Origin of the sequence: Pseudomonas sp. B14-6, assembly GCF_013260315.1 — a bacterium.
In the GTDB taxonomy this organism is placed as follows: Bacteria; Pseudomonadota; Gammaproteobacteria; order Pseudomonadales; family Pseudomonadaceae; genus Aquipseudomonas; species Aquipseudomonas mandelii.
In genome coordinates this window covers 4,062,795-4,085,393 of sequence record NZ_CP053929.1, presented here as the reverse complement: position 1 = coordinate 4,085,393, position 22,599 = coordinate 4,062,795, and the positions used below count along the sequence as shown (strand labels likewise).

The 22,599-nt window shown below is 58.4% G+C and carries 22 protein-coding genes; 13 read left to right on the top strand and 9 right to left on the bottom strand.

Translation table 11 applies throughout. The annotated features are described in order from the left end of the window. The first annotated feature begins 69 nt into the window (after window positions 1-69). Window positions 70-519 carry a cytochrome c gene (locus tag HP062_RS18730; protein ID WP_042932506.1) on the top strand — a complete coding sequence of 150 codons (450 nt, stop codon included), beginning with the start codon at window positions 70-72 and terminating at the stop codon, window positions 517-519. 79 nt (window positions 520-598) lie between these two features. Here HP062_RS18730 and HP062_RS18725 read toward each other — a convergent pair whose 3' ends face one another. The 4 genes from HP062_RS18725 to HP062_RS18710 form a co-directional block, all read right to left on the bottom strand. Next, window positions 599-994 (bottom strand): DUF1090 domain-containing protein, encoded by a 396-nt coding sequence (locus tag HP062_RS18725; RefSeq protein ID WP_010466929.1) that lies wholly within the window; start codon window positions 992-994, stop codon window positions 599-601. 96 nt (window positions 995-1,090) lie between these two features. After that, window positions 1,091-2,764 carry an NAD-dependent DNA ligase LigB gene (gene ligB / locus HP062_RS18720; RefSeq protein ID WP_172791864.1) on the bottom strand — a complete coding sequence of 558 codons (1,674 nt, stop codon included), beginning with the start codon at window positions 2,762-2,764 and terminating at the stop codon, window positions 1,091-1,093. A gap of 238 nt (window positions 2,765-3,002) precedes the next feature. Then, complete coding sequence (gene metK / locus HP062_RS18715) at window positions 3,003-4,193, bottom strand: methionine adenosyltransferase (RefSeq protein ID WP_010466931.1); 1,191 nt, start codon at window positions 4,191-4,193, stop codon at window positions 3,003-3,005. An 18-nt stretch (window positions 4,194-4,211) separates the two neighbouring features. Then, entirely contained in the window at window positions 4,212-5,207 is a 996-nt protein-coding gene (locus HP062_RS18710) for a metalloregulator ArsR/SmtB family transcription factor (protein WP_172791863.1), read from the bottom strand. Window positions 5,208-5,480: 273 nt separating this feature from the next. Between HP062_RS18710 and tkt the strand changes: the two genes are divergently transcribed. The 7 genes from tkt (at window position 5,481) to HP062_RS18675 (ending at window position 12,518) form a co-directional block, all read left to right on the top strand. Further along, entirely contained in the window at window positions 5,481-7,478 is a 1,998-nt protein-coding gene (gene tkt / locus HP062_RS18705; RefSeq protein ID WP_154912929.1) for a transketolase, read from the top strand. Window positions 7,479-7,637: 159 nt separating this feature from the next. Next, window positions 7,638-8,690, top strand: a complete 1,053-nt coding sequence (gene epd / locus HP062_RS18700; protein ID WP_010466935.1) for an erythrose-4-phosphate dehydrogenase — start codon at window positions 7,638-7,640, stop codon at window positions 8,688-8,690. A gap of 17 nt (window positions 8,691-8,707) precedes the next feature. Next, complete coding sequence (locus tag HP062_RS18695; RefSeq protein WP_077747250.1) at window positions 8,708-9,871, top strand: phosphoglycerate kinase; 1,164 nt, start codon at window positions 8,708-8,710, stop codon at window positions 9,869-9,871. 34 nt (window positions 9,872-9,905) lie between these two features. Beyond that, window positions 9,906-10,127 (top strand): hypothetical protein, encoded by a 222-nt coding sequence (locus tag HP062_RS18690; protein ID WP_010466937.1) that lies wholly within the window; start codon window positions 9,906-9,908, stop codon window positions 10,125-10,127. A gap of 56 nt (window positions 10,128-10,183) precedes the next feature. Then, the gene (locus tag HP062_RS18685; RefSeq protein WP_077747251.1) at window positions 10,184-10,516 is read left to right on the top strand and encodes an MliC family protein; all 333 of its coding nucleotides are present in this window, start codon (window positions 10,184-10,186) and stop codon (window positions 10,514-10,516) included. Between the two features lie 270 nt (window positions 10,517-10,786). Beyond that, window positions 10,787-11,851, top strand: a complete 1,065-nt coding sequence (gene fba / locus HP062_RS18680) for a class II fructose-bisphosphate aldolase (protein WP_008081027.1) — start codon at window positions 10,787-10,789, stop codon at window positions 11,849-11,851. Window positions 11,852-12,191: 340 nt separating this feature from the next. Next, on the top strand, window positions 12,192-12,518 hold the full coding sequence (locus tag HP062_RS18675) for a hypothetical protein (RefSeq protein WP_010466945.1): 327 nt from the start codon (window positions 12,192-12,194) through the stop codon (window positions 12,516-12,518). Window positions 12,519-12,613: 95 nt separating this feature from the next. Here HP062_RS18675 and HP062_RS18670 read toward each other — a convergent pair whose 3' ends face one another. After that, window positions 12,614-13,336, bottom strand: coding sequence for a transposase (locus tag HP062_RS18670; protein ID WP_102593720.1), 723 nt, complete (start codon window positions 13,334-13,336; stop codon window positions 12,614-12,616). Window positions 13,337-13,650: 314 nt separating this feature from the next. Here HP062_RS18670 and HP062_RS18665 point away from each other — a divergent pair, with 314 nt between their 5' ends. Continuing rightward, window positions 13,651-13,896 carry a hypothetical protein gene (locus HP062_RS18665; RefSeq protein ID WP_172791862.1) on the top strand — a complete coding sequence of 82 codons (246 nt, stop codon included), beginning with the start codon at window positions 13,651-13,653 and terminating at the stop codon, window positions 13,894-13,896. A 106-nt stretch (window positions 13,897-14,002) separates the two neighbouring features. Here HP062_RS18665 and HP062_RS18660 read toward each other — a convergent pair whose 3' ends face one another. After that, the gene (locus HP062_RS18660; protein ID WP_102593722.1) at window positions 14,003-14,296 is read right to left on the bottom strand and encodes a fructose-bisphosphate aldolase; all 294 of its coding nucleotides are present in this window, start codon (window positions 14,294-14,296) and stop codon (window positions 14,003-14,005) included. Window positions 14,297-14,722: 426 nt separating this feature from the next. Beyond that, window positions 14,723-15,391: a polysaccharide lyase family 7 protein gene (locus HP062_RS18655; protein WP_077747256.1), complete on the bottom strand. Its 669-nt coding sequence runs from the start codon at window positions 15,389-15,391 to the stop codon at window positions 14,723-14,725. A 325-nt stretch (window positions 15,392-15,716) separates the two neighbouring features. On the opposite strand from HP062_RS18655, the gene HP062_RS18650 reads away from it, so the two are divergent. From HP062_RS18650 to HP062_RS18640, 3 genes are read left to right on the top strand one after another with little or no spacing between them, the layout of a single operon-like run. Next, entirely contained in the window at window positions 15,717-17,840 is a 2,124-nt protein-coding gene (locus tag HP062_RS18650; protein ID WP_077747257.1) for a bifunctional diguanylate cyclase/phosphodiesterase, read from the top strand. A gap of 46 nt (window positions 17,841-17,886) precedes the next feature. Further along, window positions 17,887-18,378, top strand: a complete 492-nt coding sequence (locus HP062_RS18645) for a M48 family metallopeptidase (RefSeq protein ID WP_010466956.1) — start codon at window positions 17,887-17,889, stop codon at window positions 18,376-18,378. A 13-nt stretch (window positions 18,379-18,391) separates the two neighbouring features. After that, entirely contained in the window at window positions 18,392-18,688 is a 297-nt protein-coding gene (locus tag HP062_RS18640) for a helix-turn-helix domain-containing protein (protein WP_010466964.1), read from the top strand. A gap of 96 nt (window positions 18,689-18,784) precedes the next feature. Here HP062_RS18640 and HP062_RS18635 read toward each other — a convergent pair whose 3' ends face one another. Next, window positions 18,785-19,237, bottom strand: coding sequence for a GNAT family N-acetyltransferase (locus tag HP062_RS18635; RefSeq protein ID WP_172791861.1), 453 nt, complete (start codon window positions 19,235-19,237; stop codon window positions 18,785-18,787). A 257-nt stretch (window positions 19,238-19,494) separates the two neighbouring features. Here HP062_RS18635 and HP062_RS18630 point away from each other — a divergent pair, with 257 nt between their 5' ends. After that, window positions 19,495-20,232: an ABC transporter substrate-binding protein gene (locus tag HP062_RS18630; protein ID WP_010466971.1), complete on the top strand. Its 738-nt coding sequence runs from the start codon at window positions 19,495-19,497 to the stop codon at window positions 20,230-20,232. Between the two features lie 112 nt (window positions 20,233-20,344). Here HP062_RS18630 and yccS read toward each other — a convergent pair whose 3' ends face one another. Beyond that, window positions 20,345-22,528: a YccS family putative transporter gene (gene yccS, locus HP062_RS18625; protein ID WP_172791860.1), complete on the bottom strand. Its 2,184-nt coding sequence runs from the start codon at window positions 22,526-22,528 to the stop codon at window positions 20,345-20,347. Between the last annotated feature and the right edge of the window lie 71 nt (window positions 22,529-22,599).

Below are 22,599 nucleotides of genomic sequence, written 5' to 3'. Positions count from 1 at the left end.
AATAGGGCTATTGGTCTTTGCCGATGACACGAGGATACTGGCCGCCGTTTCCCGTGACCTGAAGCCACCATGACTCTTAAAAGACTTTCTGTTGTATTGCTGGCCTGCCTGACCTTGTCTGCCTGCGGTGGCGTTGATCCGAATTCGCCGCTGGGACAACGCAAGGCGATCTTCAAACAGATGCTCAAGACCGGTGAAGACCTGGGCGGTATGTTGCGTGGTCGTATCCCGTTCGACGGTCCGAAATTTGCCGAAGGCGCCGTGAAACTCGACACCTTGTCCCGTGAGCCTTGGAAACATTTCCCGCAAGTGCGTGAAGAAGATCACAGCAGCGCCAAGGACAATGTGTGGCAGCAGCAGGCACGCTTCCAGGACATGGCCCGCACCCTTGAAGCCGCCACCGGTGAATTGGTGATTGCCAGCAAGGTTCAGCCTTACAAGGCCAGTAACCTGGGCCCGGCGGTGCAGAAAGTCGAGGATGCCTGTAGTGCCTGCCATAAAGAGTTTCGGGATCATTGATTGGCAATGCATTCCTGTGGCGAGGGGGGGCGTTCCGACAAGCCCCTCGTCACAAAAGCTCCCTCGCTCAATTCGGGGGTTACTTGTCCAACTCGTCGAGCGCGTTCTGCAATTCCTTTCGGGACTCGGCAAGTTTGTCTTTGCGCTTGTTGATCTTGTCCGGATCGCCTTTCTTCATGGCCTTGTCCAGATCGGCCTGGCGCTGGCTGACTTCATGCTTGGCGTCGAGCACCTTGTTTTCCCGTTCTTTCTTCAGCGAGGCGTCGGTGCAATGGGTGGTGACTTCGCTCAGGGCCGTTTCGAGGCCAGCCTGCTGTTCAGCATTGCCGTGGGATTTGGCCAGTTCGATCTGATTGATGATCCCCTGTTTCTTGGCGGCGCAGCCGGTCAGCCCCGGGGCTTCTTCGGCGGCCATCAGGGGAGCGGCCATCACGCTGCAAAGGGTCAGCAAGGCGAGTGGTGAAAGAAATTTCATAAAAGCTCCAAGTGCGAAGACAATCGGGTCGATGTGGCGATGGGCGTTTGAGCCCGTCGGCCCCTTTGGGTTCCCGGGCTGCCGGGGGCTCGGTGTTTAAAAGCCGTCAATCCCGGCCATACGTAATGTTTGACTCAGTGCCAGGACGTGCGGGTCGCGGAAAAAGGCGTTCAATTGCGCTGCGCGTCCCGGGCCGATACCTGCTTCTGCCTGCCATTGTTCGGTGCTTCTATTCGCCAGTTCCTGCCATGAATCGGCAAGCCGTGCCTGGCCGGTCGGCGGCAACCCCAAGGCTTTGAGCCAGCGAGCGAAAGGGCGTTGCCGGGCGCTGTTGAAGCTGTTTAGAAGATGAGCCGCGCTGCGTTCGCCGAAGCCATCAATGTTAGCAAGCTCTTGAGCATCGAGGGTCAACCAATCCAACAGGCTGTCGAGGCGGCCTGTTTCGAAAAGTTTCTCCCAGGTGCCAGGGCCGAGATGGGGCAAAGCCAGTCCTTGCTTGCCGCTGAGCCAGGTCAGTCGCGCGAGGAATTGGCTCTCGCAGCCTGATGTCGGTTGCCAGCAACTCAAATGGTGAAAGTTTGCTGCCGATGGCACGTTTAATTCAGTGCGTTCGGTACTGCGCAGCACGACGCCATCGAGCCTTGGAATGGTCAGTCCAGCCAGGCTGATGGACACCTGATCCCCAGGGCGGACATCCAGCTCTTCCCAGCGTCGCAGGGAGCTGACGCTTACCCGTTTGATCTGTCGGTCATCCAGCTTCACCGGCGTCAGGTCCAGCACCGGAGTAATCCGCCCTGTGCGACCAATCTTGAAGTGGACCTTGCGCACTTCGGCCAGTGCCTGGGCGAACGGATACTTCCAGGCAACGCTCCAGAAGGAGGGGCGCGCCTGCCAGCGTTCGGCCGGTGGTCGCTGGCTCTGACGCAAAACGACGCCGTCACTGGCGAAGGGCAGTGGCGTGCGATACCAGTGATCGCGCCATCGTTCAGCGTCGGCGAACACCTTGATCGGCTGACTGTAGGGCGCCGTGCCCGGAAAACCCATTTCATCGAGAGCCGCCACGCGCGCTGGCAGGCTTGCCGGACCTTGCGGCCAATCCCAGACAAACAACCCGATACCACCTGCCTGCTCGGCGGTCAGCTCTTTGCGGGCCATCAACCCGGCCACCGTGGAGCGGGCGTTGAGGCTGCCTGCCTTGGCTTGCACATGGTCGGTCAGGCGCCAGTAGAGTTCGCCTTGCACCAGCACATCCAATGGTTGCGGCAGATGCCGGGGAATGGCCGCAATCTGTCGGGCCGAGGCGGTCCAGTCCTGGCCATTCACGCCGTTACCGCGGCTGATCGCCTGATGCAGCGAGCCGTTGCGATAGATCAGCGTCACGGCCACGCCGTCGACCTTGGGTTGTATCCAGATGTCATTGCGCTCGCGTAGCCAATGCTCGACTGCTCCGCCATCACGCAGTTTTTCCAGGCCGGTGTGAGCGATGGGGTGGGCCATCTTGCCGCCCGCCGTGCGCAAGGGGTCGGGCGCCAGACTCAAATCAAAGCACTCACGCCATTCGCTCAATCGCGCGCGGGATTGATCATAGATTTCATCGGCGACCAGCGAGCGTCCATGGCGGTGATAGTTGTCATCCCAGAAATCGATCTGTTTTTGCAGGGCAGTGATTTCGTCCAGGGCGCGGGCGGGTGACCAGTCGGGGCAGTCGGCAGCGTTCGAACTCAGGCAAAGCAGGGTCAGGAACAAAGCGGAAAACAGGCGCAGAAGCATCGTGAGCGTCCTTGCTCAGGGGGATGCTTGAAGGTTAGTCAGTATTTTTTTTAGGAAGGAGTGGGTGTTTTGCCTGGTGTTTCCGGGCTGGATCTTCAGTGAGGGCAAAGCTGGCGCATGACAGGACTAATGTGGGAGCGAGCCTGCTCGCGATGGGGGCGATCCGGTGTAAAGCGAAAACCAATAAAAAGCCCCGCACGGCGAACCGTGCGGGGCTTTTGGTACCGCCAGGAAAGTCTTACAGGCCGGCTGCAGTACGCAGGTCGTCGGCGCGGTCGGTCTTTTCCCAGGTGAACGTGGTGAAGGTGTCTTCGCCCACAGTCTTGGTTGCCGGGGTGCGACCGAAGTGGCCGTACGCAGCGGTTTCCTGGTACATCGGGTGCAGCAGGTCGAGCATGGTGGTGATCGCGTATGGACGCAGGTCGAAGATTTCGCGGACCAGTTTGACGATCTTGTCGTCGCTGATCTTGCCGGTGCCGAAGGTGTTCAACGAGATCGAAGTCGGCTGGGCAACACCGATCGCGTAGGAAACCTGAATCTCGCAACGCTCGGCCAGGCCGGCAGCAACGATGTTCTTGGCCACGTAACGACCGGCGTAGGCTGCCGAACGGTCAACCTTCGATGGATCCTTGCCGGAGAACGCGCCGCCGCCGTGACGGGCCATGCCGCCGTAGCTGTCGACGATGATCTTGCGACCGGTCAGGCCGCAGTCGCCCACAGGGCCACCGATGATGAACTGGCCAGTCGGGTTGATGTGGAACTGGGTGTCTTTGGTCAGCAGTTCGGCAGGCAGCACGTGCTTGACGATCAGCTCCATCACGCCTTCGCGCAGGTCTTTGTACGACACTTCAGGGTTGTGCTGGGTCGACAGTACAACGGCGTCGATACCGACGACCTTGCCGCCTTCGTAACGGCAAGTCACTTGCGACTTGGCGTCCGGGCGCAGCCAAGGCAGCAGGCCGGATTTACGGGCTTCGGCCTGGCGCTGCACAAGCTGGTGCGAGAAAGTGATCGGTGCTGGCATCAGCACGTCGGTTTCGTTGCTGGCGTAGCCGAACATCAGGCCCTGGTCGCCAGCGCCCTGATCTTCAGGCTTGGCACGGTCGACACCCTGGTTAATGTCAGGGGACTGCTTGCCGATGATGTTCATCACGCCGCAAGTGGCACCGTCGAAGCCGACATCGGAGCTGTTGTAGCCGATGTCCAGAATGACGTTACGCACGATCTCTTCCAGGTCGACCCAGGCCGACGTGGTGACTTCACCTGCGATGATTGCCACGCCGGTTTTAACCAGGGTTTCGCACGCTACGCGGGCGAACTTGTCTTCAGCAATGATGGCGTCCAGCACCGCATCGGAAATCTGGTCGGCGATTTTGTCCGGGTGCCCTTCGGACACGGACTCGGAGGTGAAGAGGGAGTATTCGCTCATCTCGATTTTTTCCTGAATTTACCGATGGTGAGTGTCGCCAGCCGGTCGCTGAAAATGGCGGACCTGGATCTGGAAACCATTACGTAAGCCTACATAGAGGCTTTCCCCGGGAACGAGTCCCGCAGCGGTGGCCCAACGGGCCAAATCGTCCTGTTCAAACCCCAACCACAGATCACCGCAGGCCTCCCTGGCCCAACTCTGGTTGTGGCTACATAACTCTGTCACGAGCAGGCTACCGCCCGGTTGCAGCAAGTCGGCCATGTGCTTGAGTGCTTCGGCCGGCGCGGCGAAATGGTGCAGCACCATGTTCAGTACAACGCAATCGGCGTTGAGGCTCACGCCATTCAATGCATCGGCCAGTTGCAGGCTGACGTTAGCCAGCGTTTCACGTTCGCAAACCTGGCGCGCCAGTTCGAGCATCGCCGGGCTGTTGTCCAGCGCCGTGACCTCGGTGAAGCGGCGCGCCAGTTCCGGCAGAAACTCACCGTCGCCGGGGCCGACTTCAATGGCCGTCGCGCCGTCTCTGAAACTCAGCTTGTCAAGCAGCGCCACCACGCTTTCGCGGTATTGCGGCAGGCCGGCGATCAAGTCTTGCTGGGCACGAAACTTCTCCGCCACCCGTGAGAAAAAGTCCTGGCTGGCCGCCGCTCGTTGTCCATGGACCTGAGCGATCCGCGACTGCACATCGGCCGGCAACGTCAGGTTGTCCACTTCTTCGAGCAAGGCGGCGTGCAGCTTGCCGCCCAGCAGGTCGGTGTGGGGCAGGGCGCGACGGTAGAAAATCGCGTTGCCTTCACGGCGGGTCGCCACCAGGTCGGCCTGGGCCAGGACCTTGAGGTGGTGGCTCATGCCGGACTGACCGATACCGAAGATCTGCGCCAGTTCCAGTACGCCAAACGAATCGTTGGCCAGCGCGCGCAATACATTCAGCCGCAGAGGATCACCGCCGGCCTTGCACAGGGCCGCCAGCTCATCGCAATCGTCATGTTGAATGGAAGGCACGCGTAAATTCATAAGGCCAGCAGTCTAGTGACGCTCAGAAATCACCGCAAGGGCAATATCAAAAAGTTTTGATATTGGTCGATAGATGGCACTTCCAGACGTTAGGTTCAGTCAACAAACGAACTGCAGAAAGGTTTCATCAGTCGAAACCGCTGTTAACAATTGGAAAAACGCCTCCAGATGACTATCTGTCATTGCCCCGAGGCGGGTGGGTGAGGGAAAATGCTCGCCTTTTTTCCGTTTCGTTTTATTCACTCTCGATACAGAACCCGCAGGAGAACAGCGATGCCCAGCCGTCGTGAGCGTGCCAACGCCATTCGTGCCCTCAGCATGGATGCCGTGCAAAAAGCCAACAGCGGCCATCCCGGTGCCCCGATGGGTATGGCGGATATCGCCGAAGTACTTTGGCGTGACTACCTGAAGCACAACCCGAGCAATCCATCGTTCGCCGACCGTGACCGCTTCGTGCTGTCCAACGGTCACGGCTCGATGTTGATCTACTCGCTGCTGCACCTGACCGGCTACGACCTGTCGATCGATGACCTGAAAAATTTCCGCCAACTGCACAGCCGCACCCCGGGTCACCCGGAATTCGGCTACACCCCGGGCGTTGAAACCACCACCGGTCCTCTGGGCCAAGGCCTGGCCAACGCCGTCGGTTTCGCCCTGGCTGAAAAAGTCCTGGCGGCGCAGTTCAACCGTCCTGGCCACAATGTTGTCGATCATCACACCTACGTGTTCCTGGGTGATGGCTGCATGATGGAAGGCATTTCCCACGAAGTTGGTTCCCTGGCCGGTACATTGGGCCTGGGCAAGCTGATCGCCTTCTACGACGACAACGGCATCTCCATCGATGGCGAAGTCGAAGGCTGGTTCACCGACGACACGCCTAAGCGTTTCGAAGCCTACAACTGGCAGGTGATCCGCAACGTCGACGGTCATGATCCGGAAGAGATCAAGACCGCGATCGAAACCGCGCGTAAAAGCGATCAGCCAACCCTGATCTGCTGCAAGACCACCATCGGTTTCGGTTCGCCGAACAAACAAGGTAAAGAAGACTGCCACGGCGCCCCATTGGGTGACGCGGAAATCGCCTTGACCCGTGCCGCGCTGAAATGGAACCACGGTCCGTTCGAAATCCCGGCTGACATCTATGCCGAGTGGGACGCCAAGGAAGCTGGCCGCGCGGCCGAAGCCGAGTGGGATCAGCGTTTCGCTGCCTACTCTGCGGCTTTCCCTGAGCTGGCCAACGAACTGGTCCGTCGCCTGGGCGGCGATCTGCCAGAAGACTTCGCGGAAAAAGCCTCGGCTTACATCGCTGAAGTTGCGGCCAAGGGCGAGACCATCGCCAGCCGTAAAGCCAGCCAGAACGCACTGAATGCCTACGGCCCTCTGTTGCCTGAACTGCTCGGCGGCTCCGCTGACCTGGCCGGTTCCAACCTGACCCTGTGGAAAGGTTGCAAAGGTGTTTCGGCTGAAGACGCCAGCGGCAACTACATGTACTACGGCGTTCGCGAATTCGGCATGAGCGCGATCATGAACGGCGTGGCCCTGCACGGCGGTCTGGTGCCTTACGGCGCCACCTTCCTGATGTTCATGGAATACGCCCGCAACGCCGTGCGCATGGCTTCGCTGATGAAGAAGCGCGTGGTGTTCGTCTACACCCACGACTCCATCGGTCTGGGCGAAGACGGCCCGACTCACCAGCCGATCGAGCAACTGACCAGCCTGCGCAGCACACCGAACCTCGACACCTGGCGTCCAGCCGATGCCGTTGAATCGGCCGTTTGCTGGAAACAGGCCATCGAGCGCAAGGACGGCCCTTCGGCGCTGATCTTCTCGCGTCAGAACCTGCAGCATCAGGAACGCAGCGCGCTGCAGATCGCTGATATCGCCCGTGGCGGTTACGTGTTGAAGGACTGTGCAGGCGAGCCTGAGCTGATCCTGATCTCCACCGGTTCGGAAGTCGGTCTGGCGGTTCAGGCCTACGACAAGCTGACCGAGCAAGGTCGCAAGGTGCGTGTTGTTTCGATGCCGTGCACCAGCGTGTTCGATGCCCAGGACGCCGGCTACAAGCAAGCGGTTCTGCCGTTGCAAGTCAGCGCCCGTATCGCCATCGAAGCCGCGCACGCGGACTACTGGTACAAGTACGTGGGCCTGGAAGGCCGCGTGATCGGCATGACCACCTACGGCGAGTCGGCGCCTGCGCCTGCCTTGTTCGAAGAGTTCGGCTTTACCCTGGAAAACATCCTGGGTCAGGCTGAAGAGCTGCTGGAAGACTGATCCAGAAGTAGCGTTATCGGGGCTGAAGTCTTCGCGGGCAAGCCTCGCTCCTACAAGGGGTCGCGTTGTTTTCAAGACAACTGAAGACCTGTAGGAGCGGGCTTGCCCGCGAAGGCGGCAGTCCTGGCAACCTCATTCCCAAGCTTCATCGAGAACCCCATGCCTCAACCGCGTCCTTACAAAGTTGCACTCAACGGCTACGGCCGGATTGGTCGTTGCGTCTTGCGTGCGTTGTTTGAGCGAGGCTCGGCGGCCGGGTTTGAAATTGTTGCGATCAACGATCTGGCTGACATGGCCAGCATCGAATACCTGACACGCTTCGACTCCACTCACGGGCGCTTTCCCGGCGAAGTGCGAGTAGAGGGCGATTGTCTGCATATTAATGGTGACTGCGTGAAAGTCCTGCGCAGTGCCACCCCCGAAGGCATCGATTGGGCGTCCCTGGGCGTCGATCTGGTGCTGGAGTGCTCCGGCGCTTACCACACGCGTGCCGATGGCCAGCGTTTCCTCGACGCCGGCGCACCCCGCGTGCTGTTTTCCCAGCCGATGGCCAGTGAGGCGGATGTCGACGCCACCATCGTCTACGGCGTAAACCAGGATTGCCTGACCGGCGATGAGCTGCTGGTGTCCAACGCGTCCTGCACCACCAACTGCGGCGTTCCGCTGTTGCGCCTGCTGGATCAGGCCATTGGTCTGGAATACGTGTCGATCACCACCATTCACTCGGCAATGAACGATCAGCCGGTCATCGACGCCTATCATCACGAAGACCTGCGCCGCACGCGTTCGGCGTTCCAGTCGGTGATTCCGGTGTCCACTGGTCTGGCACGTGGCATCGAACGCCTGCTGCCGGAACTTGCCGGGCGAATTCAGGCCAAAGCCGTGCGGGTGCCGACGGTTAACGTGTCTTGCCTCGACATTACGATGCAGACCGTCAGCGACACCGACGCCACCGAGGTCAACCGGATTCTGCGCGAGGCTGCCACCAGCGGCCCGCTCAAAGGCCTTCTGGCCTACACCGAGCTTCCCCATGCAAGCTGTGATTTCAACCATGACCCACATTCGGCCATCGTCGATGCCAGTCAGACCCGAGTTTCCGGCCCACGGCTGGTGAACATCCTGGCCTGGTTCGACAACGAATGGGGTTTTGCCAACCGAATGCTGGACGTTGCAGAACACTATCTGCAAACAGCTATTTCCAAAAAACAGTAACCCAGGAATTGCGACCCATGACCGTGTTGAAGATGACCGACCTCGATCTGCAAGGTAAGCGCGTACTGATCCGCGAAGACCTCAACGTCCCAGTCAAGGACGGTGTTGTCACCAGCGATGCGCGAATCCTGGCTTCGCTGCCGACCATCAAGCTGGCCCTGGAAAAAGGCGCGGCCGTGATGGTCTGCTCGCACCTTGGTCGTCCGACCGAAGGCGAATTCTCAGCCGAGAACAGCCTCAAGCCAGTCGCTGACTACCTGAGCAAGGCCCTGGGCCGCGAAGTGCCGCTGGTCGCCGATTACCTGGGCGGCGTTGACGTGAAAGCGGGCGACATCGTGCTGTTCGAAAACGTGCGCTTCAACAAAGGCGAGAAAAAGAACGCTGACGAACTGGCCCAGCAATACGCCGCCCTGTGCGATGTGTTCGTGATGGACGCCTTCGGCACCGCTCACCGCGCCGAGGGTTCGACCCATGGCGTGGCCAAGTTCGCCAAAGTCGCCGCCGCTGGCCCGCTGCTGGCAGCTGAGCTGGACGCACTGGGCAAAGCCCTTGGCGCCCCGGCCCAGCCGATGGCTGCCATCGTTGCCGGTTCCAAGGTCTCCACCAAACTCGACGTCCTGAACAGCCTGAGCCAGATCTGCAACCAGCTGATTGTCGGCGGCGGTATCGCCAACACCTTCCTGGCCGCTGCCGGTCACCCGGTCGGCAAGTCGCTGTACGAGCCGGACCTGCTGGACACCGCTCGCGCCATCGCCGCCAAGGTCAGCGTGCCGCTGCCGGTCGATGTCGTGGTGGCCAAGGAATTCGCTGAAAGCGCGACCGCCACCGTCAAGCTGATTGCTGACGTAGCCGCCGACGACATGATCCTGGACATCGGCCCGCAGACCGCGGCGAATTTCGCCGAGCTGCTGAAGTCGTCCAAGACCATCCTGTGGAACGGTCCGGTGGGCGTGTTCGAATTTGACCAGTTCGGTAACGGCACCAAAGTGCTGGCCCAGGCCATCGCGGAAAGCTCGGCGTTCTCCATCGCTGGCGGCGGCGACACCCTGGCTGCCATCGATAAATATGGCGTTGCCGACCAGATCTCCTACATTTCTACCGGCGGCGGCGCGTTCCTCGAGTTCGTGGAAGGCAAGGTCTTGCCTGCCGTTGAAGTCCTGGAAAGCCGGGCCAAGGGCTGAGGTCATTCATTTGGCCACGCAAAGGAGTGTTCTCATGGTCAAGCCATTAGCGCTGTTGATCGCCGCGGGTATGCTGGTGGCTTGCGGGAGTAACCCGAAAGCCAAGCCGGAACCTGCGCCGCAGTCAGTGGAAAAAGGCTGCTACCAGGCCGACTGGCAAGCGGAAACCAATCCTGTGATCAACAAGCGTTCCGGGCCTGATGGCCTGGAGAAATACGAGACCCAGACCCCGGCCAAGGAACATGGTTGCCCTTGACGGGTCAGACACTTTACTCAGGGCTGGCGGCGTGCGCCGTCAGTCGAGGAACATGGATGAAAGGTTTTATCGCCGTTACGGCGTTGGCATTGCTGGCCGGTTGCTCGAATTTCAACCTGTTCAAGCCTGCCGAATCGACGGACAACTGGACCACCTGGACCTGCGACAGCCAGGCCAAAGTGCTCTGGCGCTACACCGACGACAGCCGCAAGGAAGTCGACGTGCGCCTCGGCGGGGCCGATCAGGTCTACCGCTTGAAGCTTGAACCGGGCGCCGAAGGTTCGCTGTACAGCAACGACATGCTGGCGTTTCACGTAAAAGGTGAGGAAGGCCTGGTGTACTGGGTCGCCACCAATGATTTGATTGGCCGCGGTTGTAAAGCGCAGTAATTGACACACCACAGATCCAATGTGGGAGCAGATCCAAATGTGGGAGCGAGCCTGCTCGCGAAAGCGGTGGATCAGCTTGCATCAAGATTGAATGTGAAACCGCATTCGCGAGCAGGCTCGCTCCCACAGTGGATCTGTGCAGGTTCTCAAGATTTGAGCAACACCGAATTCGCAGCCCGGGCCAACCCCCGATCTGCAATAACTTGAATAGCCGCCGCCGCTCCGGCAGGCTGGCACGATTAACGACCCAAACCGGGAGAGACACACACAATGGCACTTATCAGCATGCGCCAGATGCTGGACCACGCAGCCGAGTTCGGCTACGGCGTTCCAGCCTTCAACGTCAACAACCTTGAGCAGATGCGCGCCATCATGGAAGCCGCTGACAAGACTGACTCCCCGGTGATCGTCCAGGCCTCGGCCGGTGCTCGCAAATACGCCGGCGCACCGTTCCTGCGTCACCTGATCCTGGCCGCCATCGAAGAATTCCCGCACATCCCGGTGTGCATGCACCAGGACCACGGCACCAGCCCTGACGTCTGCCAGCGCTCCATCCAGCTGGGCTTCAGCTCGGTAATGATGGACGGTTCCCTGGGCGAAGACGGCAAGACCCCGACTGACTACGACTACAACGTCCGTGTCACCCAACAAACCGTGGCCATGGCTCATGCCTGCGGCGTCTCGGTAGAAGGCGAGCTGGGCTGCCTGGGTTCGCTGGAAACCGGCATGGCCGGTGAAGAAGACGGCATCGGCGCCGAAGGCGTTCTGGATCACAGCCAGATGCTGACCGACCCGGAAGAAGCCGCTGACTTCGTCAAACGCACCCAGGTCGACGCCCTGGCCATCGCCATCGGCACCAGCCACGGCGCGTACAAATTCACCAAGCCACCTACCGGCGACGTGCTGGCCATCGACCGCATCAAAGAAATCCACAAGCGCATCCCGAACACCCACTTGGTGATGCACGGTTCTTCTTCGGTTCCGCAAGAGTGGCTGGCGATCATCAACCAGTACGGCGGCGACATCAAAGAAACCTACGGCGTGCCGGTTGAAGAGATCGTTGAAGGCATCAAGCACGGCGTGCGTAAGGTCAATATCGATACTGACCTGCGTTTGGCTTCCACCGGTGCGATGCGTCGGTTGATGGCGACCAACCCGAGCGAGTTCGATCCGCGCAAGTTCTTCGGCGCGACTGTGACTGCCATGCGTGATGTGTGTATCGCTCGTTACGAAGCATTCGGTACCGCTGGCAACGCTTCGAAGATCAAGCCGATCTCGCTGGAAGCGATGTACCAGCGTTATTTGAAGGGTGAGTTGAACGCTAAGGTTAACTAAGTTTTTAGCGTTTGAGTCGCATAAGAAACCCGCCGAGAGGCGGGTTTTTTGCTTGTAAGGAAGTCGTAATTGATTCGATTTTTCTGTCTCGATAATGTTTATCTTGTACGACCTTGATTTTTGGAATAGTTCCTAAGTGGTCGCGTTGTCTTGGTATTGTTGCGATAGCATGTGTTTCGCGCTTTTTGTTATTTCGAAATTGTATAAATAACTGTAATTTGTTACAGGTGATCCGCAAGTTATTTTGACATATCGTTCATATGCCGTATCCAAGGGGCAAGCGATGTGAATGAACTCATTTCGCTAGCTCTGTTGATTTGCAATTATGGAGATTAATATAATGTTGAATGGAGCATATGAAGGCGGAGATGGTGACAGCAAAGCTATTCTGAAGATCACAGACTCAGATGCTAGTCGCGATATTATAAATGGCGGAACATATGAGTATGCGGGGAAGGTCTATGATGTAAGGGGTAATTTTTATTATATGAGTCAGCCCAATACAAAGGTTGTTATTAATCTGGTATTGGCATCTCGTGACGACTCTCCGAGTTATGAGATGAAATTAATGTCGCCTGATAAAACTTATTCACTGCTGCAAGGTACTGTTTCGTATTTTGGCGGCGGTGCCACGGTGTTTAGTGCAAGTCTTGGAAAGACAGCATAAATGAAGATCTGAAAAAAAGGGGGCGGATCTATTTGACCGTCCCTTTGTTTGCTCTCTGAAAGTCGTTTTCTTTAACTTAAAGGGGACAGATTTATTTAATAATCGTCCCCGGCGTTCTTCTGTTCGAGTCGTTTTGCAGGTCTGCCTTGCACTCGATGTGAGATTCGCAAACCGGTGATTTTTTCAATCTCATCTGTGAATCGGGGATTGCCCGTCAGCTGTCCGCGCTGAAGGGCGCCTCTGATCAACTGCAACTCTGTGGAAGGAATCGTTTGTTCCATAAATGAGGTATAGCGGGCAAGGCGCTCGGCGTGAGTGTTGCCCAGTTCGGTAAAGCAAAGATCTTCATCAAGCCAATGATTTCCGGCTGCTTCGTTGAGGCGAAGGTGCAGACTCGACCAAGGGTAATCCTGTGCACGCTGTACCATTTGCGCTCGCACCGGATTTAGCTCGATGTATCGACTACAAGCCAGCAAATAGGTGTCGGTCTGAACCACGCTGGATTTGTATCGGCTCTCCCACAAGGTTCCGGAGCGTCCTTCCAGCTTGTTGCGATAGCGCGTCATGCGGCCTGCCAGGCCTTTCATCAATTGTCCGAGACTCGCAACGGAGTTACCTGGTGCGAGTAGTAGATGGACATGATTGGTCATCAAGCAGAAGGCATAGACTTTAACGTCGTATAGCGTTTTGAGCTCTCGCAGATCTTCGAGGTAGCGCTGGAAGTCGCCTGGCTCGGCGAACACGACCTGCCTGTTGTGGCCTCGTTGCACGACATGATGCGGATAATTGGGTAAAACAACTCGTCCCATTCTGGGCATATAGCCTCCTACGTCCTTGTAGTGATGGGTGAAGCATAGCAGCAGATAATCGATTAAATAAATATGTCCCCTTTGTTTGCTTTGTTTGCTTTGTTTGCTTCGAGTTGTCGCTTGCTTTTTAGTTAACTGCGTTATCGCAAAAATGTATAAAAAACTGTCATTTATTACAGGTGATTTAATGCTGGCTGCCACCTATTGTTTAATGCGTAACCGAGAGAAAAGGAAGGGAAGTGTTAAATAAATCTGTCCCCTTTCTTTGATGAAGCATAAGGCTGGTCGGTTTCTTTTTACTATTATTGAAGGAGAGCAGGGTCATGGAAAATAGTAAATTTGGCGGGAGTAATGCTCAACTTTCTATTCCGGCTCGATTGAGTTCGCTGAATGGCGGGGAGCGGATTGATGTGACTCTGGATGATGGCACCACATTGTCAGGTCTTTTTGTTTCGTCTGAAGATAATAAGCTGAAGTTGACGTTGGTTGGCACTGATCATGATAAAGAGATCTTAGTAAAAACTATAAAGGACCTGCGTGTTCCGCAGATAACAGCAAAAGCGAGATGAAAGTCAGGGCGCGCTGCGGGCCGGCTGTGAGTATTTCGGTCCGCCATGATTTTTATCTTGATTTAAGTAAAAACCCGCAGTGATGCGGGTTTTTATTGCCTGATTTTTACTGCTGCTTAGGTGTATCAAATCCGCGCTGTTCAATGACCCCAAAAACGTCGGCGACGTCCTGAACCATGCTCCGGGCAATGTTGGTGACGGTGTTGATGTCGTTCTCGGCGTAGTCCGGCAGGCTGGTGCACGCCATCAGATTCAAATATTTGAGGACGGCGTTGAGGCGTTCGCTGACGCAGTTGTGGAGTTCGCGTAATGGGGCGTCGTTGTCGATGAGCAGCACGGGGTAGTCGGGTTCGCAGACCGAGGATACGAGGAACCCGGCAGACCCGAAGGTCTCCCACACACAGCCACCATAACAAAGGAGGGCGAGCGTTTACGTGCCCCTTTTTTCGAGGCGCTAGGTTACTACACGTATCGTCAGGGCTGCGAAACCCTATCGCTAACAATGTCAGCGACAGGCCAACTTTAGAAGACAGCGATTCGGGTAGCCGCAACCGGGCTGTAGGACGTGTACGCGGTCATTGTGGCAAGGGCACTCGTTCCCATTCGGCGACGTGGGCGCCGTGAATCGGTGGCGTGGTGTGTCTGTGGGAATCAGGTGGCAGGATTTTGGGCTACTTCGTAGCCCAGCGGGAGCAAGCTCCCTCGCCACAGTCAGAGGCGTCCTACGCGTTTTTCGGACGATGTAGCAGCTGTCGAGATTGAGAGGACTTCATCCTCGAACGCAGCCTCGCGTTGCTCGACAACTGCTACAGGGGCAGAGGTGTTCTTACTTATCGTGATCAATATCCAACTTGCTGAACGTCACTTTCCCACCTTCGCTGGTGTACCCGGTGTGGTCTTGCACATAGACCCCGGCCTTGAAATACAGCGGCTTGTCCCGCCACGTCGCGCTGATGTCGGTGTCCCACTGATACCCCGCCGCACTGATGCCCAGCGCGCCGCCCGGGCTCAGGTGGATGAGGTAGGAGAACTCCCGGTCAAGTTTCACCCCGGTGGCGATGGTGATGATCCGGCCTTCGTCGTCATCCGGGCGCATGCGCACCTTGGCGACGATGTTGCCCGATTGCGTGCTGGTCTTGTACTGATACTCGAGCTTCACCATGGGTTTCTGGCTTTCATAGGCGTGGATCTGGCCGATGACGATTTTGCCAGTGCTCGGTACCTGGTTGACTGCGAGGGTGGCGCGCAGGGAGTTGTCGGCGTCCGGGTAAAGCCAGTTTTTCAGGGTGCCGTTGCTGTAGGTTTCGCGCAGTTCGGTGCGGGGGTATTTTGCATTTGCAGTTTTGGAGCCGGTGACCGGGGACCAGAAAAACAGGGTGCCGGTGTCGGAGTGGAAGTATTGATCCTTGAAGCCGTTCACCAGTTTGGGGGTGTCAACGGTGTACGGCGGACTGCCGACAGGAACACTAAGGTTCCAGGTTGCGAGATCGATCATAGTCAAAAGCTTCCACGATTTTTTTTGCTGCACGCCCGTGCCAGAAGCTCTGGCGCGGGCCTTGGGGGCCATCCTTATAAGCGTAGAAGTTCAATTTGTTAATGCGAAAATGACAGATGGATGGCGTCAAAATCCTGTCAAAAGGCCATCTTCCCCGGTTTCAGGGGGCTGTAGAAGCGACCGTTAGTCGGCAAATGTACGTGATGGTTAAATGATGGCGCACTGGCAGCTTCTGCTTTTGCGGATCCCGGTCTAGAGTGAAGGCTCAGTATTTGGCCGGTTTTCACGAGAGACTGGCCTGACGCCCCGAAATAAGAGAAGCAGCATGGAATGCGCGCACCCCACGCCAGCTGAAGGCAGCTCGATCCTTTTAATCGTCGATGATTACCCTGAAAACCTGATCAGCTTGCGCGCGTTGCTCCAGCGCCAGGATTGGCAGGTCATTACCGCAGCTTCCGGTTTCGAAGCGCTCAGTCTGTTGCTCGAACACGATGTCGACCTGGTGCTGCTGGATGTGCAGATGCCGGGCATGGATGGTTTTGAAGTGGCGCGCCTGATGCGCGGCAGTCAGCGAACCCGTCTCACACCGATTATTTTCCTGACCGCTAACGAACAGTCCCAGGACGCCGTGATCAAGGGCTATGCCAGTGGTGCGGTGGATTACCTGTTCAAGCCGTTCGACCCGCAAATTCTCAAGCCCAAAGTTCAGGCGTTGCTCGAGCATCAACGCAATCGCCGTGCCTTGCAGCGCCTGAGCCACGATCTGGAGGTCGCTCGCGCGTTTAATGCCTCGGTGCTGGACAACGCCGCCGAAGGCATCCTGGTGGTGGGTGAGGACGGTGTGATCCGCTTTGCCAACCCGGCGATGTCCCGGTTGCTCAATGCCACGGTGCAAGACCTGCAAGGCAAAGAGTTTCTGGATTTCCTGCAAAAGCCGCACATCCCGGTCTGGGCGGACTCTGACTTTTATACCGGTTACCGGCGCGGCGAAACCCTGCGCCTGCACGACGCGTTGCTGCGAACGGCGCCCGGCCAGCAAGTGCCGGTGGCGCTGTCTTGTGCGCCATTGCCTAGCGAACAACATGCGATGGTGGTGACGGTGCTGGATATGTCGGTGGTGCGCCATCTGCATCAGCAACTGGAATTCCAGGCGGTGACGGATCCGCTGACCGGGCTGCTCAATCGTCGCGGTTTCTACCAGACGGTGGAGAATCTGCTGTTGCGCGGTGAACGGTCCGACAGCGCCTGGGTGCTGCTGTACCTGGACCTCGACGGCTTCAAGCGCGTCAACGATTCCCTCGGCCACGATGCCGGCGACCGGGTGCTGCGCTGGGTGTCGGAGCAATTGAAAGCCTGTCTGCGGCCCTTTGACATTCTGGCGCGCATGGGCGGCGATGAGTTCACGGCGCTGCTGGATCTGGAGTTCCCGGAGCAAGCGGCGAAGATCGCCGAGAAGCTCATTGAGCGGGTGTCGATCTGTCAGCAGATTGATGGTCTGGATATCGCCTTGGGCGCCAGCATCGGCATCGCCACGTACCCGGATTGCGGTTCGAACCTCGACGGCTTGCTGCGTGCGTCGGACATTGCCATGTACGAAGCCAAACGGGCGGGCCGTCAGCAATACCGTTTCTACGATCACGACATGAATGGCCGGGCGCGCTCGCGGCTGATGCTCGAAGATAGCGTGCGCACCGCCATTGAGAACCGTGATTTCAACCTCGTGTATCAGCCGCAGGTGGCGATAGACAGCGGGCAGATTCGTGGTTTCGAAGCGCTGCTGCGTTGGCAGCACCCGAGCGTCGGTGACGTGCCGCCGGGGCTGTTTTTGCCGTTGCTGGAAGAGGCGCGGCTGATCAGTCGTCTGGGCAGCTGGATTTACCATCGCGGGGCCGGCCAGCGCAAAGCGTGGGAAACCTTGTTTGCCGAAGACCTGGTGCTGGGCGTCAGTTTGAGCAGCACCCAGTTCGGCATGCCCAACCTGGTCACTGAATTGCGCCAGGTGCTGGAGCGTCACGGCTTGCAGCCGCGTTATCTGGAAGTCGAAGTGACGGAAGAAGCGTTGATGCAAAACCCCGAAGAAACCCGCAAGACCCTGCGCTTGCTGCGCAATCTTGGAGTGCGGGTGGCGCTGGATGACTTCGGCTCCGGACCGTGCTCGCTGGCGCATCTGCGCGATCTGGAACTGGACACGCTCAAGTTTGATCGGCATTTGATCGCCCGATTGCCGGCGTCAGAACGGGACGCGGCGCTGGTGCGCAATGTGATCGACCTGTGCAAGCAATACGGGATGCTGGTGATTGCCGAAGGGGTGGAAACCATCGCGCAATATGAATGGCTGCAAGCCAACGGCTGCCAGTACGTGCAAGGTTTTCTGGTGGGGCGGCCGATGATGGCCGAGGATGCCGGCGACTTTGTGACGCCGTTTGACTGGAGCGCGCTGATCCGCTGAATTCGCTACACTGGCGACCTTTTCGTGATTCGTGTTGCCGACCCTGATGACCGCGTTGAAATACCTCCAGGCCTATCCCGCTGCGTTGCAGGACCAGGTGCGCCAGCTGATCACCGAAGGTCGGCTGGGCGACTACCTGAGCAAGCGCTACCCGGAAAAACACGCGGTGCAGAGCGACAAGGCGCTGTACACCTTCGCGCTGGACCTCAAGCAGGAATACCTGCGCAACGCGCCGGCCATCGACAAGGTGCTGTTCGACAACCGCCTCGACCTGACCCATCGCGCCCTTGGCCTGCACACGACAATCTCGCGGGTGCAGGGCGGCAAGCTCAAGTCCAAGAAGGAAATCCGGGTGGCCTCGTTGTTCAAGGAAGCACCCTCCGAGTTTCTGAAAATGATCGTCGTGCATGAGCTGGCGCACTTTAAAGAGTCGGATCACAACAAGGCGTTCTACAAGCTCTGCGAACACATGTTGCCGGGGTATCACCAGGTGGAATTTGATCTGCGGGTGTACCTGACGTGGCGGGATATGCAGTAAAGGGAGTGTTTGAATGGATGTAAGCAAGACCAAGAGCAGCTTTTATCGCCGGTTGTACGTGGCCTACCTGATCGACAGCGGGTTGGCCAGCAGCGTCCCGGCGCTGACCGAAGCAACCGGCATGCCCCGGCGCACGGCGCAGGACACAATTGCCGCATTGGCGGACCTGGACATCATTTGCGAGTTCGAGCAGGAAGAGGGCGCGCGCAACCATGCGGGGCGCTATCGGATTCGCGAGTGGGGGGCGATTGATCGGGGATGGATCGAGCGGAATCTGCGGCAGATTAAAGCGGTGCTCGAGTATCCCTGAGTTCTTCGATGATACAGCTGACGCCATCGCGAGCAGGCTCGCTCCCACATTTGACCGCGGTCCCCTGTGGGAGCGAGCCTGCTCGCGATAGGGCCCTTAAGGGCGACGCATCCCGATATGCGGAATGTCATCCTCCAGAAACTCCTCACCCGACACCACAAACCCGTACCGCCCGTAATACCCCTGCAAATGCGCCTGGGCCGATAGATAGATCGGCACCTCGGGCCAGCGTTTCGCGGCCTGCTTCAACGCCTGGGCCATCAACTCGTGCCCCAGCCCGGTGCCACGGGCGCCAGGCGCGATAATCACCCGCCCGATCACCACGTCGCCGCCCTGCGTTTCCGGGTCGAGCAAGCGCAGATAGGCCACCAGCCGATCCCCATCCCACCCCATCAAATGGCAGGTGTCCCCTTCCAGATCCTGGCCATCGACATCCTGATAAGCGCATTTCTGTTCGACGACGAACACTTCTGCGCGCAACTGGAGAATGGCGTACAGCTGCTCTTTCCCCAGATCGCTGTGGTGTTTGCAGACCCAATCGATTGTCATCTTCACTTTCCTTGAGCAACGTCCTTCGGATACTAAGCGTCCCGGCGATATATGTCTTTATGACGGAGCAATCTGTGACGAAGGCCAAAATGCCATCATTCATTTCTCGCGGCACTGTCTTCTTTGTGTAATCTGCGATTGAGCGCAGTGCAGTGGCTTCAATGAGCTAATGTTGAGTACTTGGGTGCTGATACATGTGTCTTGGAGTTTTGGCAGAAAAATGCGTCGGGCAGCCCGCCCGCTAAGGATTTTCTAGCATGCCGCGATTGCATCGAGCGTTTGCTTTGATCGTGCTGCTGTTGCTGACACAGAGCGCGGCAGCGGAGAAGCTGCGTCTGGTCGCCGACGCCTGGCCACCGTTTACCGACGCCACGCTGGTCAACGGTGGCTTGGCCACTGACATTGTCAGCACTGCGCTGGCACGGGCCGGTTACGCCAGTGATTTCGAGCAGGTGCCCTGGGCGCGAGCGTTGCTCGGCGTCGGTGAAGGCCGTTACGACGTGCTGGTCAACGCCTGGTACACCGACGAGCGCACCAAGCTGGGCCAGTTTTCCGGCGAATACCTGCTCAACCGCGTGCGTTTTCTCAAGCGTAAAGACGCGCCCATCGAATACAACAACTTGCAGCAATTGCACACTTACCCGATTGCAGTGGTGCGCGGTTATGCCTATTCACCGGAATTCGATGAGGACGTGTCGTTGCAGAAAGTCCCCGTGCATAACTTCGCCATGGCCGTGCGCATGGTCGCGGCAGACCGGGTCAAGTTGACGCTGGAAGACGAATACGTCGCCCGTTATTACCTGGCTCGGGAATCATCCAAGGTGCGTAATGCCGTGGAGTTCCTGCCCAAGGCATTGAGCGAGAACAGCTTGCACATATTGGTCAGCCTGAAAAATCCGCAGCATGAACAGATCGTCGCCGGTTTCGATCGCGAGATTGCGGAGATGAAGGCTGATGGCAGTTATGAGCGGTTGATGAAGCAGCATGGGATGTAAGCTTCGGTGTGGCTGATGGCCCTATCGCGAGCAGGCTCGCTCCCACAGGATTTGCACCGAATCTGTGGGAGCGAGCCTGCTCGCGATGGGTCCCGACCTGTCACTACAGATCTCAGGCTTCACTGGTGTCCTTGATCAGATGCGCCGCCAACGTCCGCAACGGCCCCAACTGCCGGCAGATCAACGCCAACTGCGTCTGTACCAGCCGCTGCCCTTCATCGATCTCGTCCGGCATTTGCTCCAACTCATTGGCCAGCGCCTCTTCGGCATCGCTCTGAATCGCAATTGGCTGTTTGCTCGCCAACCCTTGGGCGATCTCGTCGATGCTGGCCGCCAGGCTCACGCCCGCGCCGTCGATCAAATGCTCGCGAACATCCGCCGGTAACTGGGTTTCACGGTGCGCACCCAATCCCGACAAGTAGCTGAGCAACGTGTGCGACAGCACCAGGAAGCGAAACCCGACATCCGCTTCCTTACGGAAATGCCCTGGCTCCATGAGCATGTTGGCCAGTGTCGTCGACAATGCCGCATCAGCGTTGTGCGCATTGCGTCGCGCCAGGCGATAGGCCAGGTCGTCGCTTTTGCCGGCGGCGTATTGCTGCATGATCTGGCGCAGGTAAATGCTGTTGCAGGTCAGGGTATTGGCCAGCACTTTGTTCAGGCGTCGGCCCTGCCAGTCCGGCAGGAACAGGAACACTGCGAGCCCGGCGATCAAGCTGCCGAGCAAGGTGTCGAACAGCCGCGGCAGGAACAGCCCGTAACCATCACCGACCTGATTGAAGCAGAACAGCACCATCAAGGTAATCGCGGCGGTTGCCAACGTGTAGCGCGTGGTGCGGTTGATAAAGAACACCACTCCGGCTGCGATCGCGAAGCACGACTGGACCAGCGGATTGGGGAACAGATCGAACAGCGCCCAGGCCACCGTCAGGCCAATCGCGGTGCCGATGATCCGTTGGCCCAGTTTGCGTCGAGTGGCGCCGTAGTTTGGCTGGCAGACAAACAGCGTGGTGAGGATGATCCAGTAACCTTGCGAGGGGTGAATCAAGTGCACCATGCCGTAGCCGATGCTCAAGGCCAGGGGCAGGCGCAGTGCATGGCGGAACAGCAGCGAGGTCGGCGTCAGCTGCGTGCGCAAGCGAATCCATACATCCTTGAGGTTGCGCGGCGAGCGGTCGAGCAGGCTGCTGTCGGTGGCGTCGGCCAGAGCGTCGGGGTTGCTGGCATCGCTGAGCAAACGGTCGAGGGTGCCGAGGTTGGCGGCCAATGCCCGCAAAGAGCGCAACAGACCGCGCCAGGCCGGGTTGCTCTGGATGCGCAAGTGTTCGATGGAGGCGTGCAGGTCGCTCAACGCTTCGGCGAAGCTGGCGTCATAGATGAACGGCTGGCGCATCTGGATCGATTCCGCCAGCGCCCGGCAGGCTTTGCCTTGCTGGCGTAGCAGACGCTGGCAACGGAACAGCACGTCGCTGTGAAAGAACGCCTCGGCCAGCGCGTTGTAAGGGTAGTGCGAAGAACTGGCGCGCTCGTGGATGTCCTGAGCGAGGAAGTACAGCTTGAGGTAGCGGCTGACTTTCGAACCCGGTCGTCCATTGCCGACCCGGTGCAGGATAATTTCCTTGGCAGCGTTGAGTGCCGCGACAACTCGACCGTTTTGCTGCGCCAGTTCCAGTCGGCGTGCTTCCACGTCCATCTGCCGAATCGGCTCGAACAGCGACGATTTCAGCTTCAAGTAAAAACCCAGTTCACGGAACAACCGAGCCAGGCTCTGCTGCACCGGCTGGTTGGAAAACAACGCCTGCCACAGCACCGAGAGCAAGCCGTACCAGGCGGCGCCGGCCACCAGCAGCACCGGTTCGTGCCAGAAATCGGTGACCGCGCCGCCGCGCTGATCCACGCCGATCATGGTGTAGACCGACAGAATCAACGTCGCCGAGGCAATCGCGCCATAGCGTTCGCCGAGGGCGCCGAGCATGGTCAGGCCGAAACTGGCGAGGGCCAGGGCGATGACAAAAACGATGGGGTAGGGGAACAGCAATTCGACGGAGAGGGCGGCGACGCTGAAGCACACCAGCGTCACGGCCAGCGCGTTGAGGCGGCCCTGCCAACTGTCGTCGGTCTCGGCCAGGGCGCTGGCGATGATCCCCAGGAACAAAGGGATCAGAAGCCCCATTTCATCCTGATACCAACAGACGGCCATGCTGCCGGTCAGGGCGATGAACACCCGCACGCTGTAGCTGAATTTATCCAGCGCCCAGAGACGGCGCAGCGACTGACGAAATGAGGTCGATGACATGAAGTGCGAAGGCCTTCCGAGGCAATGCCGCTAAATTGAGCCAGTAATGACGCCGACGCAATGGCGCCGAT

Coding starts and splice junctions, on each gene's coding strand:
- HP062_RS18730 (WP_042932506.1), top strand. CDS start 70: ATGACTCTTAAAAGACTTTCTGTTGTATTGCTGGCCTGCCTGACCTTG.
- HP062_RS18725 (WP_010466929.1), bottom strand. CDS start 994: ATGAAATTTCTTTCACCACTCGCCTTGCTGACCCTTTGCAGCGTGATG.
- ligB (WP_172791864.1), bottom strand. CDS start 2,764: ATGCTTCTGCGCCTGTTTTCCGCTTTGTTCCTGACCCTGCTTTGCCTG.
- metK (WP_010466931.1), bottom strand. CDS start 4,193: ATGAGCGAATACTCCCTCTTCACCTCCGAGTCCGTGTCCGAAGGGCAC.
- HP062_RS18710 (WP_172791863.1), bottom strand. CDS start 5,207: ATGAATTTACGCGTGCCTTCCATTCAACATGACGATTGCGATGAGCTG.
- tkt (WP_154912929.1), top strand. CDS start 5,481: ATGCCCAGCCGTCGTGAGCGTGCCAACGCCATTCGTGCCCTCAGCATG.
- epd (WP_010466935.1), top strand. CDS start 7,638: ATGCCTCAACCGCGTCCTTACAAAGTTGCACTCAACGGCTACGGCCGG.
- HP062_RS18695 (WP_077747250.1), top strand. CDS start 8,708: ATGACCGTGTTGAAGATGACCGACCTCGATCTGCAAGGTAAGCGCGTA.
- HP062_RS18690 (WP_010466937.1), top strand. CDS start 9,906: ATGGTCAAGCCATTAGCGCTGTTGATCGCCGCGGGTATGCTGGTGGCT.
- HP062_RS18685 (WP_077747251.1), top strand. CDS start 10,184: ATGAAAGGTTTTATCGCCGTTACGGCGTTGGCATTGCTGGCCGGTTGC.
- fba (WP_008081027.1), top strand. CDS start 10,787: ATGGCACTTATCAGCATGCGCCAGATGCTGGACCACGCAGCCGAGTTC.
- HP062_RS18675 (WP_010466945.1), top strand. CDS start 12,192: ATGTTGAATGGAGCATATGAAGGCGGAGATGGTGACAGCAAAGCTATT.
- HP062_RS18670 (WP_102593720.1), bottom strand. CDS start 13,336: ATGCCCAGAATGGGACGAGTTGTTTTACCCAATTATCCGCATCATGTC.
- HP062_RS18665 (WP_172791862.1), top strand. CDS start 13,651: ATGGAAAATAGTAAATTTGGCGGGAGTAATGCTCAACTTTCTATTCCG.
- HP062_RS18655 (WP_077747256.1), bottom strand. CDS start 15,391: ATGATCGATCTCGCAACCTGGAACCTTAGTGTTCCTGTCGGCAGTCCG.
- HP062_RS18650 (WP_077747257.1), top strand. CDS start 15,717: ATGGAATGCGCGCACCCCACGCCAGCTGAAGGCAGCTCGATCCTTTTA.
- HP062_RS18645 (WP_010466956.1), top strand. CDS start 17,887: ATGACCGCGTTGAAATACCTCCAGGCCTATCCCGCTGCGTTGCAGGAC.
- HP062_RS18640 (WP_010466964.1), top strand. CDS start 18,392: ATGGATGTAAGCAAGACCAAGAGCAGCTTTTATCGCCGGTTGTACGTG.
- HP062_RS18635 (WP_172791861.1), bottom strand. CDS start 19,237: ATGACAATCGATTGGGTCTGCAAACACCACAGCGATCTGGGGAAAGAG.
- HP062_RS18630 (WP_010466971.1), top strand. CDS start 19,495: ATGCCGCGATTGCATCGAGCGTTTGCTTTGATCGTGCTGCTGTTGCTG.
- yccS (WP_172791860.1), bottom strand. CDS start 22,528: ATGTCATCGACCTCATTTCGTCAGTCGCTGCGCCGTCTCTGGGCGCTG.